This window comes from Streptomyces sp. NPDC093064, from assembly GCF_044754605.1.
GTDB lineage: Bacteria > Actinomycetota > Actinomycetes > Streptomycetales > Streptomycetaceae > Streptomyces.
In genome coordinates this window covers 62,817-76,204 of the sequence record NZ_JBIVPK010000036.1, presented here as the reverse complement: position 1 = coordinate 76,204, position 13,388 = coordinate 62,817, and the positions used below count along the sequence as shown (strand labels likewise).

Below are 13,388 nucleotides of genomic sequence, written 5' to 3'. Positions count from 1 at the left end.
TCACCCTCTCGGGCTTTCCTCCGGGCGCTTCCCTTCGGTGTTTCCGACTCTATCAGATCTTTTTCCGATCCGATTTCCTCGGTGCTTTCCAGGTTTCCGCTCTCGCGTTTCCCTTTCCGGCGGTTCCGACTCTATCAGATCCTTTTCTCGACCTGACCCCCAGTCAGCGGGGTTTGTCCTCCCGGCTGTTGGGCCGTTCCGACGTCCCAAACCTTAGCGGATTCTCTCGGCGATTCCCAATCGGGCCCTCGGGGCGCCGGTTCAAGATCGACGAGTCCCACTCGAATTGAATTCGGGCGCGCCGAAAACAATCCCGGATGGGAGATCGTGCTGGTGGTTTGAGTGCCGCTCATGCGGCGGAGGTGCTGTCGAGGAACCCTTACGGCTCCGCGGCAACCCGGAGAACATTACGGATCCGGCAGGCGACTGTCAAGCGTCCCCGCCGGGGTTTCAGTCGAGGTCGGTGAGCCGACCGCCGGCGTCCGGCTGGGCGTGCTCCACACGGCGCAGGATCCTGGTCAAGACCTCGCCGAGGGCCGTGCGCTCGGCCGGGGACAGGTCCTGGAGGAGATCCCCCTCGAAGACCGTGGCCAGCCGCATGACCTCCAGCCACTTCTCGCGGCCCTCGGACGTCAGCTCCACGATGACCCGGACGCGGTTGGCCTCGTCGCGCTCCCGGGTGACCAGACCCTCGGCCACCATCCGGTCGATGCGGTGGGTCATCGCGGCCGGGGTGAGGCCGAGGCGCTTGGCGAGGTCGCTCGGGCCCAGGCGGTAGGGGGCGCCGGAGAGGACGAGGGCCTTCAGCACCTCCCAGTCGGCGTTGCTGATGCCGAGCGCGGCGGTCTGCCGGCCGTAGGCCACGTTCATCCGCCGGTTGAGCCGGGACAGAGCGGAGACGATCTGCTCGACCTGGGGGTCGAGGTCCTGGAACTCGCGCTGGTAGGCGGCGATCTGTTCTTCGAGCGCTGGCTCGGTGCCGATGCCGCCGGGTGTGTCGCCCATGTCCGCAGTATGGCACGGGGCTGCTTGGCGTTGAAGTCCTTCCAGGTGTACTGTTTAGCATCGAAGTTTAGCTTCGAAGTCTTCAGTTCTAACTACTGACCACTTCAAGCAACCTTCTGTCCACTACTTGCTACCTGCTTTAGAGAGGGTGAACGTGACCAGGGCGATGGGCGCAGCGATGCGCCGGATCCACGTGGGCAACGCACTCAGCGCGTTCGGGCTCGGCTTCACCGTTCCCTACCTGTACGTCTATGTGGCGCAGGTGCGGGGTCTGGGAGCCATGACGGCGGGCTTCGTCCTCGCCGTCTTCGCCGTCGCCGCGCTGATCGTGCTGCCGTTCGCCGGCCGGGCGATCGTGCGGCGCGGCCCGCTGCCGGTCCTGCTCGCCGCCCTGGTCACGGCCGCGCTCGGCGCGCTGAGCCTGGGGCTGGCGGGTGGAGCCGGAGCCGTACTGCTGTCGGCGGCTGCGCTCGGCGCCGGTCAGGCCGTGATGCAGCCGGCGCTGGCGACGATGATCGTGGACTGCTCGACGGCGGAGACGCGGTCGCGGGCGTTCGCGATGCAGTTCTTCCTGCAGAACCTCGGGCTGGGCGTGGGTGGCCTCATCGGGGGGCACCTCGTCGACACCACCCAGGTCTCCTCCTTCACGCTGCTGTTCGCGATCGAGGCGGCGGTGTTCCTGCTGCTGGTCGCGCTGATGTCGACGGTGCGGATGCCGCACTCGCCGCGGATCGCCGACGACCCGGCGGAGGCCGGAAAGGCGGCGGGGACCGGCTGGCGGCAGCTCGTCGGGAACCGCGCGATGGTGCAGCTGTGCGTGCTGGGCTTCGTGCTGTTCTTCGCCTGCTACGGGCAGTTCGAGTCGGGCCTGAGCGCGTACGGCGTGGAGGCCGCCGGCATCGACACGTCGACGCTGGGGACGGCACTGGCCGCGAACACGCTGATGATCGTGGTGGCGCAGTTCGCCGTGCTGAAGTTCGTGGAGCGCCGGCGGCGGTCGCGGATGATCGCGGCCGTGGGGCTGATCTGGGCCGTGGCGTGGGCCGCGGCGGCGTACGCGGGACTCGGGCACGGCAGCCGGGCGATGGCCACGGCCGCGTTCATCTCGACGTACGCCCTGTTCGGGCTCGGTGAGGCGATGCTGTCGCCGACGGTCGCGCCGCTGGTGGCTGACCTCGCTCCGGAGGGGATGGCCGGACAGTACAACTCGGCCTTCGCCCTGGTGAAGCAGCTCGCGCTGGCGCTCGGGCCGGCCGCGGGCGGCCCGCTGGCGGCCTCGCTGCCGGGGCCGTACGTGGTGACGTTCCTGCTGTTCTCGCTCCTGATCACCGTCCTGGCGCTGCGGCTGGGGCGGGGGCTCAGCACTGTGCAGGACCATCCGTGGGCCGCGCGGAGCCGGGTGGTCGCTCGGGGCGGGGTGGCCGCGGAGCCGGTGGGCGCGGAGGCCTGAGCCCGCGCCCGCCGGCCGGCCGTGGGGCCGCGCCCCGGACCCCCCGCTCCCCGGTGGGCGGTCCGCCTCAGCGCAGGCCCCGTCGGCCCACTTCCTCCGGCAGGGTGAACTCGCACCACACCGCCTTGCCGCCGCCGGGGGTTCTGCGTGAACCCCAGTTGGTGGCGATGGTGGCGATCATGGCGATGCCGCGGCCCGACTCGTCGTCCGGGTCGGCGCGGCGGCGCCTGGGGAGGTGGTCGTCGCCGTCGGTGACCTCGACGATGAGGCGGCGGTCGGTGCGCCGGAGCCGCAGTCGCATGGGCGGGGTGCCGTGCTGGAGGGAGTTGGCGACCAGTTCACTGGCGGCGAGGACGCCCAGGTCGTGCAGATCGGGCGGGAAGCGCCAGCTGGCGAGGACGCCGGAGGCGAACGCACGCGCGCGTGGGGCCGCTTCCACTCCGCCGAGCAGTTCCAGTGCGGCGTTGCGGAAGAGTTCGCCGTCCGGGCCGGTGCGGGCGGGGTGCTGGAGGACGAGGACGGCCACGTCGTCGTCGTGGTCGGCCTGCACACCGGCCGAGCGGACCAGTCGGTCGCAGACCACCTGCGGGGAGCCGGTGGCGCCGGCGAGCGCGCGTTCGAGCGCGGCGATCCCCTCGTCGAGGTCCTCGTCGCGGCGTTCCACCAGTCCGTCGGTGTAGAGGACCGCCGTGGAGCCGGGGCCCAGCGGGACCGAGCCGGAGGCGTGCACCCAGCCGCCGGTGCCGAGCGGCGGGCCGGTGGGTTCGTCGGCACGCAGCACGGTGCCGTTCTCGTCGCGGACCAGGATCGGCAGGTGCCCGGCAGAGGCGTACACCAGCCGGCCCTCGTTGGGGTCGTGGACGGCGTACACGCAGGTGGCGATCTGGTTGGCGTCGATGTCCGCGGCGAGGCCGTCCAGGAGTTGCAGGACCTCGTGCGGGGGCAGGTCCATACGGGCGTAGGCGCGGACGGCGGTACGCAGTTGGCCCATGACCGCGGCCGCGCGCACCCCTCTGCCCATCACGTCGCCGATGACCAGTGCCGTGCGGCCGCCGCCGAGGGTGATGACGTCGTACCAGTCGCCGCCGACCGCGGCCTCCGTGCCGCCCGGCTGGTAGGTGGCGGCGATGCGCAGGTCGTCGGGCTGCTCCAGCACCTGGGGCAGGAGCGAGCGCTGGAGGGTGACGGCGGTCTCGCGCTGCCGGCGCTCGCTGGCGCGCAGGCGTTCGGCGGCGTCGGCGTGGTCGGTGACGTCGGTGGCGAAGACCAGAACGCCGCGGCCGTCGTCCTTCGGTTCGGCGACCGGGGTGCACGTGAACGTGTACGAGCGGCCGTCGGGTGCCTTGCGGGACTTCAGGGTGCGGGGCCTGCCGCTGCGCAGCACCTGGTCCAGGAGCGGGAGCAGACCCAGTTCGCGCAGTTCGGGCAGGGCCTCGTGGGCGGGTCCGCCGAGCGGGCGTACGCCGAAGGCCGCCGTGTAGGCGTCGTTGACATAGGCGATGCGGTGGTCGGAGCCGTGGACGAGGGCGACGAGGGCCGGGACGCGGTCGAGGACCTCGCGTGCGGGGAGTTCGTCGACGGCGGGCACCGGCACCGTCTCATCGGTCAGTCGTTCGACGCGGGCCGCGGGTACGGTGCCGTCCGGCCGTCGGTCCGGGACGGTCGCGAGATCGGGCCGAGCCGCCGTGCGGCGCTGCGTTCCGTTGATTCCGGGGAGCCGGGCGCTCCAGCGCGTGAAGTTCACGAATCCTTGCCTCGTGTCGTCGTCTCAGGCCAGCTCCGGGCCCGGCCGGGGGTCAGGGGCCGCGCGGCGGTGACCGCACATTCTTACTGTCCCGGCGGTGCGGCACAGCGGGAATGCGTCATCCGTGCCGGGCGGGCGACTGCCCGTCCTCGGCCGCGGGCCGGTTGGGCGGTGTGGCCGACCGCGCCGACATCCGTTGGACGCCGGGGCGTGCGGCGGAGTTCCCCGGTACGGTCAGGACGACCCTTTCGGGTTGATGTTCGGGTCGAGAGGATGTTTTCCACCAGCCGCGAGTTCGAACTCCGCGCGGGGATGTTCGAGCGAACCCAGGGAGACGATCTCCCGTTTGAAGAGTCCCGCCAGCATCCATTCGGCGAGCACCCGGGTCTTGCGGTTGACCGTGGGCACCCGGCTGAGGTGGTAGGCACGGTGCATGAACCAGGCGGGGTAGCCCTTCAGTTTGCGCCCGTAGACCTGGGCGACGCCCTTGTGCAGTCCGAGCGAGGCGACCGAGCCGGCGTATGTGTGCGCATACGTCTCCAGGGGTTCGCCGCGCAGGGAGTGGCTGATGTTGTCGCCCAGGAGCCTGGCCTGACGGACCGCGTGCTGGGCGTTGGGGGCGGTCAGGCTGCCCGGTTCGCCGGTGGTGACGTCGGGGACGGCGGCGGCGTCACCCGCGGCCCAGGCGTGCTCGACGCCCTCGACGGTCAGCTGCGCGGTGCACTTCAGGCGCCCGCGGTCGTTCAGCGGCAGGTCGCTGGCGGCGAGGATCGGGTGCGGTTTGACGCCCGCGGTCCACACGACCGTACGGGTCGGGAAGCGCTGCCCGTCACTGAGGACGGCGACCCGGCCTGCGCAGGATTCGAGGCGGGTCCGCAGGAGGACCTGGATGTTGCGGCGGCGCAGTTCGGTGACCGTGTAGCGGCCCATCTCCTCGCCGACCTCGGGCAGGATGCGATCCGAGGCCTCGACGAGGATCCACTTCATGTCCTCGGGCTTGACGTTGTGGTAGTAGCGGGCGGCGTAGCGGGCCATGTCCTCCAGTTCGCCGAGCGCCTCCACGCCCGCGTACCCCCCGCCGACGAAGACGAAGGTGAGGGCCGCGTCGCGGATCGCGGGGTCGCGGGTGGAGGAGGCGATGTCCATCTGCTCGATGACGTGGTTGCGCAGGCCGATGGCCTCTTCGACGGTCTTGAAGCCGATGCCGTAGTCGACCAGGCCGGGGATGGGCAGGGTGCGCGAGACGGATCCCGGGGCGAGGACGAGTTCGTCGTACGCCAGCTTCTCGGTGCCCCCGGTCTCCTCCGTGGCGAGGGTGGTGAGGGTCGCGGTGCGGTGCGCGTGGTCGATGGAGGTGGCCTCGCCGACGATGATGCGGCACCGGTCGAGTACGCGGCGCAGCGGGACGACGACGTGCCGGGGGGAGATCGCGCCGGCCGCGGCCTCGGGCAGGAAGGGCTGATACGTCATATAGGGATCGGGCGTGACCACCGTGATCTCCGCTTCGCCCCGACTGAGCTCCTGTTTCATCCGCCGCTGCAGGCGCAGGGCCGTGTACATCCCGACGTAGCCGCCGCCGACAACGAGAATGCGCGCACGTTCCTTCACCATCCCATGACGCACCCGACGCTCTCGTTTGTCCACAGCCCCGACGAATTGTGTGACCGTCGGCCGGAGCGGCGCGGGGTTGGCCGAATTATCGGGGTGTGAGGAAAGGACGCAGGTCAGTGGATGTGCGCCGAGGGGCGGAAGGGGGCGCAATACGGACGTATGCGGCTCGTACTCCGATCGGGGGGCGCTCCGTGCGGAACCTGCCCCTTCTGAATTGACTCCCTCTCAACTATGTTCGTGTGTCGACGGGGTGTGGGGGATGTGATCCGAGCGAGCCCGCCGAGTACCACCGGCTCTCGGGGCGGGCCCGATCGTGCGTGATCCCGTTCCGCGCACTCCGGAATCAGGGACGGGGAGTCTCCGGGGGGAGACGTCATTACCGGGGGATCACATATGCACATTCAGGGCACTCATTGGTCCACCGCGTCCGCCATGGCACCCGGTGGCGGGGCGATGGGCGCTGCGGCGGGCAACGGGCGCGGGGACGAGCCCCGGACGGGCCGGACGGCGCCGCTGCGCGTGGACGCACAGCGCAACCTCGAGCACGTGCTGCGGGCGGCCCGCGAGGTCTTCGGCGAGCTGGGGTACGGCGCGCCGATGGAGGACGTGGCGCGGCGCGCGCGGGTCGGCGTCGGCACGGTGTACCGGCGGTTCCCGAGCAAGGACGTCCTGGTACGGCGGATAGCCGAGGAGGAGACCTCCCGGCTGGCCGACCAGGCGCGGGCCGCGCTCGGCCAGGAGGACGAGCCGTGGTCGGCGCTCTCCCGCTTCCTGCGGACGTCGGTGGCCTCCGGCGCCGGGCGGCTGCTGCCGCCGCAGGTGCTGCGGGTCTCGGTCGCCGAGGACCGGGCCGACCCCCGGGTGCCGCAGCAGCGCGCCCAGCCGGGCTCCGGGGAGTTCAGGCTCGTGGCCGACGGGGCGGCGCTCACGTCCGGCACGGCGGAGGACGACGCGGGGGCGGCGGCGCTGCTGGAGGTCGTGGGCCGGCTCGTGGAGCGGGCGCGCGCGGCGGGCGAACTGCGGCCGGACGTGTCGGTGTCGGACGTGCTGCTGGTCATCGCGACGGCGGCGCCCTCGCTGCCGGACGCGGCGCAGCAGGCCGCCGCTTCGGCCCGGCTGCTGGACATCCTGCTGGAGGGGTTGCGCTCGCGGCCCGCGTGAGCCGTGTCCCCCGCGTGAGCCGTGTCCGGCGGGCCTTCCTCTTACGGGTGAGGACGGTACCCGGACACGACCGGGCCCCACGGACGAGTGGAGGATCCCTGCCGCCGGGGCCCGGTGGCGGTCGGTGTGGCAGTCTGGCCCGGTGATCGGGACGGTCTGGCCGACTACGGGGGCGTTTGCGCGATGAGCGTTGACGGGCGTGATGACGGCGCCGGTGACGGCGGGTCGCGAACGGACGGGCCGGATTCTCCGCAGGTGCCGGCCCAGGGCGGACCGACCGGGGTTCCGCGCGACGCCGGGCGGGCCAAGGGAGGCCCCCCGGCACAGGGCGGCGTACCGGCGCAGGGCGGCACCCCGGCACACGGTGGCGTACCGGCGCAGGGCGAGCGGCTCGAGGAGAGTGAGCTGCCGTACGCGGCGGAGCCGGCGTCCTCGGCGGACCTGCCGCCGTCGGACGTCGAGCTGATCGGGCGGGTGCGCGCGGGCGACGACAGCGCGTACGAGGCGCTGTACCGGCGCCACGCCGACGCCGTACACCGGTACGCGCGCACGTGCTGCCGGGACTCCCACACCGCCGACGACCTGACCGCCGAGGTGTTCGCCCGGGTGCTCCAGGCGGTGCGCGGCGGCTCCGGCCCCGAGCACACCGTACGCGCCTATCTGCTCACCACCGTCCGGCGGGTCGCCGCGCAGTGGACCAGCACCGCCCGGCGCGAGCAACTGGTCGACGACTTCGCGGTGTTCGCCGCTCAGGCGGCGCGGGCCGCGGAGCTGTCGGACGACGCGGCGTCCACCGGCTCCTTCGGAGCGGGCCTGGACCTCGGCGCCGACGTGCGCGCGATGCACGAGGCCGAGCAGTCGATGGCCATGCGGGCCTTCCGCTCGCTGCCGGAGCGGTGGCAGGCCGTGCTGTGGCACACGGAGGTCGAGGACGAGTCGCCGAGCTCGGTCGCCACGCTCTTCGGGCTGGACGCCAACGGCACGCGGGTGCTGGCCAGCCGGGCCCGGGAGGGTCTGCGGCAGGCCTACCTCCAGGCCCACGTCAGTGCCGCCCTCACCGCCGACGAGGAGTGCGCCCGGTACGCGGACCAGCTCGGCGGCTACGCCCGCGGCAAGCTGCGCACCCGTGCCGAGCGGGGGCTGCGCAAGCACCTGGAGGAGTGCGCCAGGTGCCGGCTGGCGGCCACCCAGATCGCGGAGGTCGCCGGCGGCATCCCCGCCGTGGTCCCGGTCGCCGTCATCGGCTGGTTCGGCGCCGCCGGGTACGCCAAGGCGCTCGGCATCGTCGCCGGCGGCGCGGGCGCGGCAGGAGCCGCGAGTGCCGCGTCCGGGGGTGCCTCCGGTGGCGGGGGCGCGGCGGCCTCGGAGGGGCTGGGCGCGCCGGTGAAGGCGGGGATCGCGGCCGGTGTGGTCGCCGTGGCCGCCGCGGCGGTCGCGCTCGCGCTGGTCGGTCGGGAGGCCCCGGTCGGGAAGCCGGAGGCGCGGCCCGTCGCGTCCGCCCCGGTCGTCGAGCCGCAGCCGCCGACGCCGACACCCCCTCCTCCGCCCGCGCCGACCCCGACGCCCGAGCCGCCGAGGCCGGCACCGAAGCCGACACCGAGCGCCCAGCCCCCGGCGCCTCCCGCCGCGGCGACGCCGCCCCCCGCCGCCACCCCTACACCGGCACCCGAGTCGTCACCGTCGCCGACGCCCACCCCGACCAAGGAGCCCGCGCCCACCCCGACCAAGGAGCCCGCGCCCACCCCCACTCCGGTTCCCACGCCGACGCCGACACCCCCTCCCGCGCCGGTCGTCTACCCGTGGAACGAGCTGAAGTACGACATCACCGGAGACGGCACCCGTCCCGAGATGCGGCTCGGCGCGAGCAGTTGGGTGTGGCAGCGCCACAGCCCGTCGATCGCCGGCAAGCGGTACGCGCACGGGGTGACCGTGCACGGCGAGTCGTCCGTCACCGTCGACCTCAACCGGGAGTGCTCCGCCTACGACGCCGTGGTCGGTGTCGACGACCTGATGGCCGGGCTCGGCCGGGTCTCCTTCTCGGTGTACGCCGACGGCGTCCGCCTGTGGAATTCGGGGACCATCGCGGGCGGTGACCCGGCCGTCCCCGTCCATGTGAGCCTCGCCGGCCACCGGACCGTACGGCTGGTCGTCGAGCCGCACACCGCCTTCGACACCGTGGCCCTCTCGGACTGGGCCGAGTCCAGGTTCAGCTGCCGGTAGGGCTCGGCCGGCCGCCGGAGGCCAGCGCGCCCCGCTGCGGGGTGATGCCCGCCGGTACCGCGCGGGCACGCGCGGGTGTGCCGGTCCAGCAGGTGCCGCGGCGGGACAGCAGCCGCCGCAGCCACAGCTCCAGGGACACCAGCTCCGCCAGGCCGTCCAGCGGCAGCGGCTCACCCTGCGCCGCCGCGCGCAGGGCCTTGCGGACCACACGGGCCTCCACCAGGCCGGCCTCGGCGAGCAGGGGGGTGGCGAACAGGTCCACCAGGTCGTTGACGGCGACGCGCAGGCCGGTGCGGGACGCCGCCGCGGCCGAGGCGTGCGAGGGGGCGCCCCAGCCGGGTGGCAGGTCGCCCACCCCGGCGCCCTGGAGGACCGTGCGCAGGATCACCGCGCGGGCGCCCGGCTGCACCCGCAGGGCCTCCGGCAGGGCCCGGCAGGCGCGGACGACCTGGTTGTCGAGGAAGGGCGTGTGCAGCCGCTGGGAGCGGACCTCGGCCGCCTGCTCGAGCACCCGCAGGTCCGCCGCCTGCCGGGCGAGGGCGGCACGCGCGCGGTAGTCGCCCGGCCGCTGCCCGGGCCCCACCCCCGAACGGATCGTCGCCCCTTGCAGACGAACCGATACTTCAGCCAGCGCCTCTCCGGTCAGCCACCGGGCCGCCGGCCCGGGTCTCGCCCAGGTGAGTGCGGCCAGCGACGCCCCGACGGTGCCCCCGGGCTCGTCGAAGCGGCGGCGCATCAGCCGCTCGGCGAGCAGGTCGAGTCCCGCGCGGTAGGGCGTCCGCGCCAGCCGCCGCGCCGCGCCGTACACGCGCGCGGGGACCATGACCGATCCGTCGGCCTTGGCGAGCGCGGCGACGGGCCGGACCAGATGGCGGCGCTTGCGGTCCATCAGCAGGTCGGCCAGGCGCGCGGGGTGGGCGTCCAGGACCTGCCGGGCACCGTGGCCGGTGAAGTGGTCCGCACTGCCCGCCGCGAGCCGCGCGCGGTGCCGTGCCGCCGCGACCAGGGACGGGCCGGGTTCGTCGGTGAGGGGCCCGTCCAACTCGGCGTAGGGCAGCACGTCCTCGCCGCCGGTCACCACCACGTGGTGCAGGCGCGGGTTGGCCGCGAGCGTCCCGGCGCGTTCCAGTTCGGCCTCGCGCCCGTCGGCCGTCAGGTCGTTGAAGGTGACCGCGAGCAGGCGCTCACCCGCTCCCGTGCCGTGGCCCAGGAGGGTGCCGGGCCGGCCCGGAAGGCCGGCGGCCAGCAGCGCGAGCGTGCCCGAGGCCGGTCCGCCGGACAGGTCGGCCCCGATGCCGGGCACCGGCATCCCGCGGGCCGCGCGGCGCTCTGCGGGGCCCATGCCGGGCACCGGACCGGGGTCGATGTCGGGTACGTGCCGAGGCGCGGACAGACGGGCGCGGACGGCTTCCACCAGCGCGTCGCGCACCGCGTCGACCGCGCTGTCCGGGTCGGCCGGCGGTGCGGCCACCGCGAGCGAGGCGACCGGCTCGTACCCGGCGACCTCACGCGCCCCCGCCCGCAGGATCAGCGCGTGCCCCGGCGGAATGCGCCGTACGCCCTCGTAGGGCGTGGAGTCGTCCAGCGCGGCCGGTACGTCGGGGGCGGCCAGCAGGGCGGCCAGGTGCCCGAAGTCGAGGTTGGCCTCGATGAGGTCGGCCAGCGGCAGCGCGGCCGTCGCGTACGCCGTGCCGCCGGCCCACGGGGTGTGGAACACCGGGCGGGCTCCGGCGAGATCGCCGCAGACGGTGATGCGGCGGCCCACCTGCACGACGGCGGTGTAGCTTCCCGGCCAGGCCGTCAGATGCCTGAGCGCACCCCCGCGCGCGGCGAACAGGCCGACCCGCAACTGTTCGTCGGAGGCCCCGCAGATGCCGAGCACCGCGATCCTGGTCCGGGCGTCGGCCTGCACCACGCGGACCTCGTCCGGGCGCCAGTCGCCGACCGCCCACAGCGGGTCGGGATCGCCCCACAGGAGCTGGGAGCCCACCGGGTGCAGGGTCTGGCCGTCGTGTCCGGTGGCGCCGGCGGATGCGGTCCCGATAGCGCCTGCGGCGGTGCTGCTCCATCCCACCAACCACCGCATCGAAGCCTCCACCGCTTGTGGGCAACCAGTGCACCGCAACGAACCAGGTCACCATGCTGCCACGAAGGAGGCGCGCCGGAGGGGAGGCGGAGCCGCCTTCGGTGCACCGCACACGCCCCCGTGCACCTGCCCCGGTGGTGGCGAACGCCCGTACCGCACAAGGCCTCCGCGACTCGAATGCGCCCCCCGATGCGCTCCCCACAACACCCTTCGCGCCCTCAAGTGCCGTGGTGGGAGCGGTAGTCGGCGATGGGGAGCGGGGGCGATTTTCAGCCAATTCCGCGCTATGAGGACACGTGTGCGCACGCTCCGTACTCGCTCTGCGCATCGCGCAGACAACACGCAGTCCGGGAGGCGGAGTTCGCCCCCCGGACCGTTCCGCCACCCGCGGGGATGAAGGCGGCGGTGTCCCCCAGCCCACTGGATCCAGTACAGCGGGCCGACCCACGCAGGACCATGGAACCGCTCCCCCTGTGGCCGGAGAAGAGCGCACGGACGGGCGCACGGCCACACATCGGGGGCACGCCGCAACCCTGCGTGCAGGGCCCGCACTTGAGTGCGGGCCACAATCCCGCCATCCGGAAGAATGCCCCTTAACGCTTGGGATGCGGCGAACTACGCTGGGTTTACGAATGCCGCGTGGTTATGCCAGCGCGGCAGCCGTCTGTGTCGAGGGGTGGCGCATGTCCAGGGAGCAACGCGGGCCGAACGAAAAGCTCGGCGCCGTTCTCGCCCTCGCGGGAATCAGCAACGCAGGACTCGCGCGGCGCGTCAACGACCTCGGCGCCCAGCGCGGGTTGACACTTCGCTACGACAAGACCTCGGTGGCGCGCTGGGTTTCGAAGGGGATGGTGCCGCAGGGTGCGGCGCCGCACCTCATCGCGGCCGCCATCGGGCAGAAGCTCGGCCGCCCGGTGCCGCTCCACGAGATCGGCTTGGCGGACGCGGATCCCGCACCCGAAGTGGGCCTCGCCTTCCCCAGGGACGTGGGCCAGGCGGTGAAGTCGGCGACGGAGCTGTACCGGCTCGACCTCGCCGGCCGCCGGGCCGGCTCCGGCGGCATCTGGCAGTCGCTCGCCGGATCGTTCGCAGTGAGCGCATACGCAACGCCCGCCTCGCGCTGGCTGATAACCCCGGCCGACAGTTCGGTGGCGCGCGAGGCGGGCCCTGCGGAGGCCTCGGGCACACCGGTCAAAGTCGGCCACAGCGATGTGCGGAAGCTGCGGGAGGCCGCCGAGGACGCCAGGCGCTGGGACTCCAAGTACGGAGGCGGCGACTGGCGTTCTTCGATGGTGCCGGAGTGCTTACGCGTGGAGGCGGCGCCGCTGCTGCTCGCCTCGTACTCCGACGAGGTCGGCAGGGCGCTGTTCGGCGCCTCGGCCGAACTGACCCGGCTCGCGGGCTGGATGGCCTTCGACACCGGCCAGCAGGAGGCCGCCCAGCGCTACTACATCCAGGCGCTGCGCCTGGCCCGCGCCGCCGCCGACGTGCCCCTCGGGGGCTACGTCCTGGCCTCCATGTCCCTCCAGGCGACCTACCGCGGCTTCGGCGACGAGGGCGTCGACCTCGCGCAGGCCGCCCTGGAGCGCAACCGGGGCCTGGCCACCGCCCGCACCATGAGCTTCTTCCGGCTCGTCGAGGCCCGCGCCCACGCGCGCGCGGGCGACGCCCAGGCGGCCGGCGCCGCCCTGAAGGCGGCCGAGGGCTGGCTGGAGCGGTCCCGCGACGGGGACAACGACCCGTCCTGGCTCGGCTTCTACGGCTACGACCGGTTCGCCGCCGACGCCGCCGAGTGCTACCGGGACCTGAAGGCACCCCGCCAGGTCCGCCGCTTCACCGAGCAGGCGCTGTCCAAGCCGACGGAGGAGTTCGTCCGCTCGCACGGCCTCAGACTGGTCGTCTCGGCCGTCGCCGAACTGGAGTCCGGCAACCTGGACGCGGCCTGCGAGCAGGGTGTGCGGGCCGTGGAGGTCGCCGGGCGGATCTCCTCCGCGCGCACCACCGAGTACGTCAAGGACCTCCTGCACCGGCTCGAGCCCTACAGCGACGAGCCGCGCGTCGTGGAGCTGCGCGAGCGGGCCCGCCCGCTGCTGATGACCCCGGCCTGAGCC

At 73.4% G+C, this 13,388-nt stretch carries 8 protein-coding genes; 4 read left to right on the top strand and 4 right to left on the bottom strand.

What is annotated here, in order from left to right:
• Nucleotides 1-450 precede the first annotated feature (450 nt).
• Entirely contained in the window at nucleotides 451-1,005 is a 555-nt protein-coding gene (locus ACIQFZ_RS31475) for a MarR family transcriptional regulator (RefSeq protein WP_365424650.1), read from the bottom strand.
• A gap of 178 nt (nucleotides 1,006-1,183) precedes the next feature.
• On the opposite strand from ACIQFZ_RS31475, the gene ACIQFZ_RS31470 reads away from it, so the two are divergent.
• On the top strand, nucleotides 1,184-2,455 hold the full coding sequence (locus ACIQFZ_RS31470; RefSeq protein ID WP_402692805.1) for an MFS transporter: 1,272 nt from the start codon (nucleotides 1,184-1,186) through the stop codon (nucleotides 2,453-2,455).
• A gap of 67 nt (nucleotides 2,456-2,522) precedes the next feature.
• Here ACIQFZ_RS31470 and ACIQFZ_RS31465 read toward each other — a convergent pair whose 3' ends face one another.
• A complete protein-coding gene (locus ACIQFZ_RS31465; RefSeq protein ID WP_402692803.1) occupies nucleotides 2,523-4,199 on the bottom strand; it encodes a SpoIIE family protein phosphatase in 1,677 nt (558 codons plus the stop codon).
• Nucleotides 4,200-4,433: 234 nt separating this feature from the next.
• Nucleotides 4,434-5,810: an NAD(P)/FAD-dependent oxidoreductase gene (locus tag ACIQFZ_RS31460; protein WP_365775932.1), complete on the bottom strand. Its 1,377-nt coding sequence runs from the start codon at nucleotides 5,808-5,810 to the stop codon at nucleotides 4,434-4,436.
• A 393-nt stretch (nucleotides 5,811-6,203) separates the two neighbouring features.
• Here ACIQFZ_RS31460 and ACIQFZ_RS31455 point away from each other — a divergent pair, with 393 nt between their 5' ends.
• Both ACIQFZ_RS31455 and ACIQFZ_RS31450 read left to right on the top strand, forming a co-directional pair.
• The gene (locus tag ACIQFZ_RS31455) at nucleotides 6,204-6,971 is read left to right on the top strand and encodes a helix-turn-helix domain-containing protein (RefSeq protein WP_365424645.1); all 768 of its coding nucleotides are present in this window, start codon (nucleotides 6,204-6,206) and stop codon (nucleotides 6,969-6,971) included.
• A gap of 183 nt (nucleotides 6,972-7,154) precedes the next feature.
• Entirely contained in the window at nucleotides 7,155-9,191 is a 2,037-nt protein-coding gene (locus ACIQFZ_RS31450; RefSeq protein WP_402692802.1) for a sigma-70 family RNA polymerase sigma factor, read from the top strand.
• Here ACIQFZ_RS31450 and ACIQFZ_RS31445 read toward each other — a convergent pair.
• Entirely contained in the window at nucleotides 9,178-11,277 is a 2,100-nt protein-coding gene (locus tag ACIQFZ_RS31445) for an asparagine synthase-related protein (RefSeq protein ID WP_383056635.1), read from the bottom strand. The two genes, ACIQFZ_RS31450 and ACIQFZ_RS31445, sit on opposite strands and share 14 nt — an antisense overlap.
• A 683-nt stretch (nucleotides 11,278-11,960) precedes the next feature.
• Between ACIQFZ_RS31445 and ACIQFZ_RS31440 the strand changes: the two genes are divergently transcribed.
• Nucleotides 11,961-13,385, top strand: a complete 1,425-nt coding sequence (locus ACIQFZ_RS31440) for an MFS transporter (RefSeq protein WP_361418976.1) — start codon at nucleotides 11,961-11,963, stop codon at nucleotides 13,383-13,385.
• Nucleotides 13,386-13,388: the final 3 nt, after the last annotated feature.

Excerpts from the sequence above, each read along its gene's own strand:
- ACIQFZ_RS31475 (WP_365424650.1), bottom strand. The coding sequence starts at position 1,005 with ATGGGCGACACACCCGGCGGCATCGGCACCGAGCCAGCGCTCGAAGAA.
- ACIQFZ_RS31470 (WP_402692805.1), top strand. The coding sequence starts at position 1,184 with ATGCGCCGGATCCACGTGGGCAACGCACTCAGCGCGTTCGGGCTCGGC.
- ACIQFZ_RS31460 (WP_365775932.1), bottom strand. The coding sequence starts at position 5,810 with ATGGTGAAGGAACGTGCGCGCATTCTCGTTGTCGGCGGCGGCTACGTC.
- ACIQFZ_RS31455 (WP_365424645.1), top strand. The coding sequence starts at position 6,204 with ATGCACATTCAGGGCACTCATTGGTCCACCGCGTCCGCCATGGCACCC.
- ACIQFZ_RS31450 (WP_402692802.1), top strand. The coding sequence starts at position 7,155 with ATGAGCGTTGACGGGCGTGATGACGGCGCCGGTGACGGCGGGTCGCGA.
- ACIQFZ_RS31445 (WP_383056635.1), bottom strand. The coding sequence starts at position 11,277 with ATGCGGTGGTTGGTGGGATGGAGCAGCACCGCCGCAGGCGCTATCGGG.
- ACIQFZ_RS31440 (WP_361418976.1), top strand. The coding sequence starts at position 11,961 with ATGTCCAGGGAGCAACGCGGGCCGAACGAAAAGCTCGGCGCCGTTCTC.